This window comes from Microbacterium sp. (assembly GCF_032084865.1).
Classification (GTDB): domain Bacteria; phylum Actinomycetota; class Actinomycetes; order Actinomycetales; family Microbacteriaceae; genus Microbacterium.
In genome coordinates this window covers 1-7981 of the sequence record NZ_DAMDLU010000132.1, presented here as the reverse complement: position 1 = coordinate 7981, position 7981 = coordinate 1, and the positions used below count along the sequence as shown (strand labels likewise).

Sequence of the window (7981 nt, the reverse complement as noted above, 5' to 3'; positions counted from 1 at the left end):
GTGCGGGCGCCGAGCACGTTCGCCAGGCCCGGCCTGGCGTTCGCCTCGTGCACGACGAAGGGCACGCGCTCGCGCCGGGCGGCGACGTAGGCGGGGGCGGAGGCGTAGCCGCCGAAGCCGACCACCACGTCCACGCCGCGGCTGCGGATGTGCTGGCGCACCTGCGACACCGCACGCTGGAAGCGTGCCGGGAACACGGCCGCCGCGCCGTCGGGGCGACGCGGGAACGGAACCTTGTCGACGATGAGCAGCTCGTAGCCGCGCTCGGGCACCAGACGCGCCTCGAGCCCCTCCTTCGTGCCGAGCACCAGCACGTCGCCGTCGGCGCGATCGCGCAGCAGATCGGCGACGGCGAGCAGCGGATTGACATGGCCGGCGGGGCCACCGCCGGCGAGGAGGTAAGAAGTCACCTCGTGACCCTACCCTGCGCCGCCACGCCTCGTCCGCGCGTCGGCTGAGCGGGGTCGGCTGCCTTCACGGCCGGGAGCGTGCGGGCGAAGGCCAGCAGCACGCCGCACGCGGCGAGCACCGAGATGAGCGCGGTGCCGCCCTGCGACATGAACGGCAGCGGCACGCCCATCACCGGGAACACGCGCAGCACGACGCCGATGTTGACCAGCGCCTGACCCAGGATCCAGACTCCGATGCCGCCGGCGGCGACCCGCACGAAGGGGTCGGCCGAGCGGCGCACGATGCGGAAGACGCCGATCGCGAACACGGCGAACAGGGCGAGCACCAGAACGCAGCCGATCAGGCCGAGCTCCTCGCCGACGATCGCGAAGATGTAGTCGTTCTCGGCAGCGGGCAGCCAGCCGTACTTCTCCTGCGAGTTGCCGAGCCCGACGCCGAAGATGCCGCCGTTGGCCATCCCCCACATGCCGTGCACCGCCTGGTAGCACTCCTTCGTCGGGTCGCACGACTCGGGATCGAACGCCGACAGGATGCGCCGCATCCGGTTGTCGCTGGTGAGCGCATAGCCGAGCACCGCCACGACACCGCCGATGAGGGGAAGGATGAACAGCCGCAGCTTGACGCCGGCGAAGAACAGGGCGCCGAGCACGATCAGCACGAGGATCATCGCGGTCCCGAGGTCGGCACCGCCGAGCACCGTGGCGATGACCATGATCGAGACCGGCACCACCGGGATGAACACGTGGTGCCAGATGCCCAGGCGTGCGCGTTTGCGCAGCAGGACGAAGGCGATCCACAGCGTGAGGGCGAGCTTGAGGAACTCGGACGGCTGCAGCTGGAATCCCGCGATGTTCACCCAGTTCGTGTTGCCGTAGGACGACACACGCAGACTCGGCACGAACACGAGCAGCTGCAGCGCGGTGGCGCCGATCAGCGCGGGCCAGGCGATCCGGCCGAGGAAGGCGACGGGCATCCGGCTGATCAGCAGCATCAGCGGGATGCCGAGCATGGCGAAGATCCCCTGCTTGAGCGCGCCGTCCCAGGGATCGGATCTCGCACTGGTGGCGGAGAGCACCATGACCCACCCGAAGACGGTGAGCACCAGCGCGGTCGAGGCGATGAGCACGAACTCCGTGGTCGGCGGCGTGAACCGCCTGCCGAGCAGGACTCGGGCGGCGAGGCCGCGGTCGCCGGTGCGCGGAGGGCTGGTCGTCTGCGTCATCCGCCCTCTCCGTCTATGATCCGGATCGCTCGATCCATGCGCGCACCGCCTGCGCGAAGCGCTCTCCTCGGTCCGCGTAGCTCGAGAACTGGTCGAAGGATGCCGCGGCGGGGGCCAGCAGAACCGTCCCCTCACCGTCGATGATCCCCGTCGCCAGTTCCACGACGCGATCCATGACCTCCCCAGTCTCACCGGGGACGACCTCGAAGACGGGCACCTGCGATGCGTGTCGCTCGAATGCCGCGAGAACGGGATCGCGTTCCACGCCGATGATGATCGCGGCGGCGGCCGTGCGGCCGGCGCCGGCGACGAGCGCGGCGAGGTCGACGCCCTTGAGATCTCCGCCGACGACCCACACCGCGCCCGGGTGGGCGCGCAGCGACGACGCCGCGGCGTGCGGGTTCGTCGCCTTCGAGTCGTCGATCCAGCGGATGCCGCGATGCTCGGCGATCACCTGGATGCGGTGCGCGTCGAGCGCGAAGCCCTGCAGGGCGTCGTGGATGGCGGACGGCGCGACGCCGAGAGAGCGGGCGAGCGCCGACGCGGCGAGGATGTTCTGGACGATGTGCGGCGCGTCGAGTCCGACCTCGCGCAGCTCGGCGACGGTCGTGAGCTCGAGGGCGCTGTGGCGGCGGTCGTCGTGGAAGGCCCTGTCGACGACGATCCCCTCGACGACGCCCAGATCACTGGGGCCGGGGGTGCCTAGATCGAAGCCGATCGCTCTGGCGCCTTCGGTGACATCCGCCTCCTCGACCATGCGCAGGGTCGCGGCATCGGTCTTGTTGTAGACGCAGGCCGCTTTCGTGTGCCGGTACACGAACGACTTCGCCTCGCGGTACGCGTCGGCGCTGCCGTGCCAGACGAGGTGGTCGTCGGCGAGGTTGAGGCAGACGGCGGCGTGCGGCACGAGCTGACCGGCCGCGGCGGACTGCCCGATGTACCAGAGCTGGTGGCTCGACAGCTCGACGACGAGCACGTCGAAGCCACCGGGATCGCGCACGGCATCGAGCACAGGGACGCCGATGTTGCCGCAGGGAGCGGCGCGCAGGCCGCCGGCCTGCAGCAGAGTCGCCGTGAGCTGGGTCGTCGTGGTCTTGCCGTTCGTGCCGGTGATGAGCACCCATTCGGCCGGAGTCCCGTCGGCACGCAGCACCTTGTCACGCACCCGCCAGGCCAGCTCGACGTCGCCCCACAGGGCGATCCCGTTCTGCTGCGCCCAGCGGATCACCGGATGCGAGGGCGGGAACCCGGGAGAGGCGACGACGACATCGGGAGCGAAGTCGCTGAGCGCCGAGGGCACCTCCGACAGCGAGCCGAGTTCGAGGCGCGCGCCGATCACGGGGAGGAGGCGGGCGTACTCGTCCGACGCGCTCTCCGAGAGCACGAGGACCTCGGCGCCGAGCTCGGTGAGGGTGTCGGCGGCCGAGAATCCCGTCATCGAGAGGCCGAGCACGGCCACCCGCAGCCCCGACCAGTCGGCGCGCCAGCTGGTGAGCGAGTCGAGCCGGGCGCTCATGCCTGGATCAGCCAGTCGACGTAGAAGAGTCCCACGGCCGACACCGCGAGGAGTCCGGCGATGATCCACAGCCGCACGACGATCGTGACCTCGGCCCAGCCGCGCATCTCGAGATGGTGGTGGAACGGACTCATCAGGAACAGACGCTTGCCGCGGGTGATCTTGAAGTAGGCGCGCTGCAGGATGACCGACCCGGACGACAGCACGAAGATGCCGGCGATGACCAGCAGCAGCAGCTCGGTGCGGGTCAGGATCGCCATGGCGGTGATGACACCGCCGATCGCCATCGAGCCGACGTCGCCCATGAAGACCTTCGCCTTCGGGGCGTTCCACCACAGGAAGCCGACCAGCCCGCCGGCGAACGCGGCCGCGACCGTCGCCAGGTTGAGCGGCTCGCGCACCTCGTAGCATCCGGCCTGCGCCATCAGCGATCCCACGCACGACTGCTTGAACTGCCAGAACGCGATGAGGCTGTACGCGCCCACGACGAAGACGCCCGCTCCCGCGGCGAGGCCGTCGAGCCCGTCGGTCAGGTTCACGCTGTTCGACGTGGCGACTCCGATCACCGACACCCAGATCAGGTAGAGGATCCAGCCGAGCACCGCACCGAAGGCGAACAGGTTCAGCCACGAGATGTCGCGGAAGAGAGAGACGTAGCCGCTGGCGGGGTACTGGCCGAGGCGGTTCGGGAAGTTCAGCGCCACGATGCCGAACGGCACGAGCACGAGCAGCTGGCCGACGATCTTGCGCCAGCCCGAGAGTCCCAGACTGCGCTGGCTGCGCACCTTCATGTAGTCGTCGATGAAGCCGACGATGCCGAAGCCGACCATCAGCCACAGCACGAGGATGGCCGACAGGGCGGGGGTCGTGCCACCGAAGAAGCTGCCGGCGAAGTACCCGACGATCGTGCCGAGGATGAAGATCACGCCGCCCATCGTGGGCGTGCCCCGTTTGGCTTCATGGCTCGGGTTGGCGATGTCCTCGGGGGTGCGGATGACCTGCCCCCAGCCGATCCGGCGGAACACCTTGAGGAAGACCGGCGTCAGGAAGAGCGAGAAGGCGAGCGATATCGCAGTCGCCATCAACAAAGACCTCACGAGAACGATTCTCCCAGACGATCGCCGAGGTGCCGGAGCCCTGCGGAGTTGGAAGACTTGACGAGCACCCGGTCCCCGTCGCGCAGCTCGACTCTCAGATACTCGAAGGCCGCGTCCTGGTCGGGCAGATGGACGGCTTCGCCGTCCCACGACCCCTCGCCGACCGCGGCCAGGTACAGACGCCTCGCGTCGGCGCCGACGACCACGATGCGCTGGATGTTCAGCCGCACGGCGAGCAGCCCGATGCGGTCGTGCTCCTCCCCTGCCGTCTCGCCGAGTTCGCTCATCGCGCCGAGCACGGCGACCGTCCGCTCGCCGGGGCCGGAGATCTGAGCGAGGGTGCGCAGAGCCGCGGCCATCGAGTCGGGGCTCGCGTTGTAGGCGTCGTTGATGATCCGCACGCGGTCGGATCCCATCGGCTCCATGCGCCAGCGCTCCGCGATCCGCACCGTCTCCAGACGGCTGATCGACTCGCGCACCGGCACGCCGAGCACGCGGGCCGCCGAGATCGCGGCGAGGGCGTTGTTCACGTGATGTGCGCCGAGCACCTGCAGCCGCAGCGGGGTCTCCTCGCCGTCGGCGATGACGGCCGCGGTCGTGCCGTCGGAGGTCACCTCGATGCGGTCGGCACGCACCTCGGCATCCGGATGCTGGCCGAACCCGACCACTGACATGCCCCGCTCCTCGGCGATGCGGCGCATCGCCCAGACCCGCGGGTCGTCGACGTTCAGCACCGCAGTGCCGTCGGCGCGTGCCGCGGAGACCAGCTCGGACTTCGCCAGCGCGGTCTGCTCGATGCCGCCGAATCCCCCGGCGTGTGCGAGGCCGACCATCAGCACGACCGAGACGTCGGGCTCGACGAGACCGGCGAGGCGCGCGATGCTGCCGCGTCCGGCGGCGCCGAACTCGCTGACCAGATAGCGCGTGTCGCGTGTCACGCGAAGCATGGTCAGCGGCGCGCCGACCTCGTTGTTGTACGAGCGGACGGGCGCGACCGTCTCACCCTCGTCGGAGAGGATGCGCGCGAGGAAGTTCTTCGTCGTGGTCTTGCCGTTCGACCCGGTGATGCCCACGATCTGCAGCCGACCGGCGGCGCGCACGCGCGCGACAACCTCTCGCGCGAGATCCGCCAGGGCCGCGACGGCGTCGGCGACGACGATCTGCGTGATCGGTGCCTCGACGGGGCGCTCCACGATGGCGAGCACGGCGCCGGCCTCGGCGGCGGCCGGCACGAAGCGGTGCCCGTCGGTGGTCTCACCGGGCTTGGCGACGAAGATCGCGCCCGGGCCCATCTCCCTGGAGTCGGTGTCGACGACGCCGTCGACGACGGTGTCAGCCGTGTCGGCGGCGTGCGGGCGCAGCTCGCCGCGGAGGATCTCGGCGATCTCGCCGAGCGGAAGGGCGATCATGTTGCATCTCCTTGCGCGGCGGGATGCCGGCTAGTCGAATTTCGGGAGCAGCTCGTCCATGGGCTGCGAAGAGGGGGCGACGCGGTAGGTCTTGAGCACCTGAGTGAGCGCTTTCTGCAGAGCAGGCGCAGTGGCCGCGGATGATGTAATCCTAGTCGGCTCGTCGAGAGTGACCATCACGACGTACTGCGGATCCTCGATCGGAGCCACCCCGAGGATGCTCGTCTCGTACACCCCGGCTTTGTACCCGCCATGTCCGTCGGGCGTCTGCGCGGTGCCGGTCTTGGTGCCGATCCGGTACCCCGGAACGGCGACGGTGTCGGCGAGCCCGCCCTGCACGGCCACGTTCTCGAGCATGCGGCGCACCTGCGCGGCTGTGTCGGCCGAGACGACCCGTTCGCGCTCGGTGTTCGTGCGGTGCACCTCGCCGTCGCTGTCGGTGCAGGATTCGATGAGGCTCAGGCCGATCCGCTCGCCGTCGTTCGCGAGGGTCTGATAGGCGCTCACCACCTGCGCGGGCGTGACGGTGAACGCCTGTCCGAAGGTCGTGGTGTACAGGGTCTGGTTGTCCCACTTCTCGGCCGGTGCCACCCCGCCCGGCTCCTCCGCGGGCCAGCGCATGTCGGTCTTCTCACCCACGCCGAACTTCTTCAGGTACTCGTAGCGCGTCTCGGGCGAGACCATCGTGCCGAACTTCGACAGTGCCACGTTCGACGAGTCGATGAGAGCGCCGGCGAGGGTGTAGTCGTAGCGCGGGTGCGAGAACGCGTCACCGATGTTGGCGCCGTTCGGGAAGCGCTCCCGGCTGGCCGCCGACACGGTGGTGTCGGACGTGACCGCCTTCTCCTCGAGCAGCGTCGCGGCGGTGATCGGCTTGAACGTCGAACCGGGCTCGTAGGTGTGGGTGAAGATCTGTGACTTCCACAGGCTCGCCGGCACGCCGTCGACGTCGTTGGGGTCCACGGTCGGTGCCTCCGCCATGGCGCGGATCTTCCCGGTCTTCACCTCGACGACGGTGACCGTGCCGCTCTGCGCGCCCTGCTTCTGCACCTCCTCAGCGAGCATCTGCTGCAGATACCAGTTCAGGTCGCTGTTGATGGTGAGCTCCACCGTGCCGCCGTCGGTGGCCGGGGTGATCTGCTCGCTGCCGGGAATCTTCACGCCGCCCTGCCCGCGAAGATAGGTCATCTCGCCGTTCTCGGGCGTGAGGCACTCGTCGGCGATGCGCTCGACGCCGTACTGGGCGGTACCCGAGCCGTCGAGGAAGCCGAGCGCGCTGCCGGCGACGGCACCGTTCGGATAGACCCGCACCGACCGCGGCGTCATCGCGATGTACGCGAGCCCCTGGTCGGCCTTCAGCGCGCGCAGCTCGAGGTACTGCTCCGTGCTCAGCCCGCGGGCGAGCGGGAGGTACTGGGAGTTCGGATCCTCCGCGAGCTTCTCGGCGAGGCTGCCGCGCAGGTCGTCGGCGCTGAGGCCGGCGATGCGGGCGATGCGCTCGCTGGCCGCGTCCCAGTCGAGCTTCGGCTTCTTCCGCTTGTCGGTCTGCTCTTCGAACTGACGGATCAGCACCGGGGAGAGTTCGGCGTCGTACACCGTCACGCTGGAGGCGAGCACGGTGCCGGCAGCGTCCGTGATGTCGCCGCGCGCACCGGCGATGACCTGCGTCGAGCCGAGGTTGCCGGTGTTCACGCCCTCGGCGACGTGGTCGTCGGCGTGCACCACCTGGATGTCCACGAGGCGGAACACGAAGACGCCGAGCACCATGAGGATCACCGCGAGGGCGACGACTGTGCGTCGCCGCTGTGAACGAGTGGCTCGAGTCGTCATGCGCGTCTCCGTGCGGTGGGTTATCGGGTGACAGGGGTGGGAAGGCCGCCGGTGACGACCGGAGGACCTGCGGGCTCGGGTGGGACGACGGTGGCGTCGGACACCCCGTCGGCGAGGCCCCCGTCGTCGGGCACCGTGTCGGCGGGCGGTGCGGGCGGTGGTACGAGCAGGGCGTTGCCGACCGCGGTCCCCCCGTTGGGGTTGACGGTGGATGCCCCGCTCGCGCCGTCTCCGGCGCCGAGGATCTGCCCGTCGCTGAGGCGCAGGTACGAGGCGGAGCCGGCGACGACGAGCCCCATGGCATCTGCCTTCTTCGCCAGCGACTGGGGCGAGCTGATGCCGATGAGCTGCTCGTGCAGCGCCTGCTTCTGCAGGCCGAGCTCGTGCTGCTGGGTGTTCAGCCCGGCGAGCACGAAGGCGTCCTGAGTGGTGGCGAGCGAGAAGCCCATCTGCGCCGCGCCGATCGCGAGGGCGCCGCCGACGGCGAGGGCTGCGT

General features: G+C 69.8%; 7 protein-coding genes. All 7 read right to left on the bottom strand.

Translation table 11 applies throughout. The annotated features are described in order from the left end of the window. Positions 1-410 (bottom strand): glycosyltransferase (locus RT309_RS12190; RefSeq protein WP_313357407.1); only part of this gene is annotated, 410 nt, incomplete at its 3' end. Then, positions 407-1633, bottom strand: a complete 1227-nt coding sequence (locus tag RT309_RS12185; RefSeq protein WP_313357405.1) for a putative peptidoglycan glycosyltransferase FtsW — start codon at positions 1631-1633, stop codon at positions 407-409. The genes RT309_RS12190 and RT309_RS12185, both read right to left, overlap by 4 nt. Positions 1634-1646: 13 nt before the next feature. After that, the gene (murD, locus tag RT309_RS12180; protein WP_313357403.1) at positions 1647-3149 is read right to left on the bottom strand and encodes a UDP-N-acetylmuramoyl-L-alanine--D-glutamate ligase; all 1503 of its coding nucleotides are present in this window, start codon (positions 3147-3149) and stop codon (positions 1647-1649) included. Continuing rightward, a complete protein-coding gene (gene mraY / locus RT309_RS12175; RefSeq protein WP_313357401.1) occupies positions 3146-4246 on the bottom strand; it encodes a phospho-N-acetylmuramoyl-pentapeptide-transferase in 1101 nt (366 codons plus the stop codon). Before mraY ends, murD begins: the two co-directional genes overlap by 4 nt. Beyond that, complete coding sequence (gene murF, locus RT309_RS12170; RefSeq protein ID WP_313357399.1) at positions 4243-5655, bottom strand: UDP-N-acetylmuramoyl-tripeptide--D-alanyl-D-alanine ligase; 1413 nt, start codon at positions 5653-5655, stop codon at positions 4243-4245. Before murF ends, mraY begins: the two co-directional genes overlap by 4 nt. Before the next feature lie 30 nt (positions 5656-5685). Then, positions 5686-7485 carry a penicillin-binding protein 2 gene (locus RT309_RS12165; protein ID WP_313357398.1) on the bottom strand — a complete coding sequence of 600 codons (1800 nt, stop codon included), beginning with the start codon at positions 7483-7485 and terminating at the stop codon, positions 5686-5688. A gap of 20 nt (positions 7486-7505) precedes the next feature. After that, the coding region (locus tag RT309_RS12160; protein WP_313357396.1) for a hypothetical protein at positions 7506-7981 on the bottom strand (476 nt) is incomplete at its 5' end.

What these genes read in the sequence shown, in the direction of transcription:
- RT309_RS12185 (WP_313357405.1), bottom strand. Translation starts at nt 1,633, where the DNA reads ATGACGCAGACGACCAGCCCTCCGCGCACCGGCGACCGCGGCCTCGCC.
- murD (WP_313357403.1), bottom strand. Translation starts at nt 3,149, where the DNA reads ATGAGCGCCCGGCTCGACTCGCTCACCAGCTGGCGCGCCGACTGGTCG.
- murF (WP_313357399.1), bottom strand. Translation starts at nt 5,655, where the DNA reads ATGATCGCCCTTCCGCTCGGCGAGATCGCCGAGATCCTCCGCGGCGAG.
- RT309_RS12165 (WP_313357398.1), bottom strand. Translation starts at nt 7,485, where the DNA reads ATGACGACTCGAGCCACTCGTTCACAGCGGCGACGCACAGTCGTCGCC.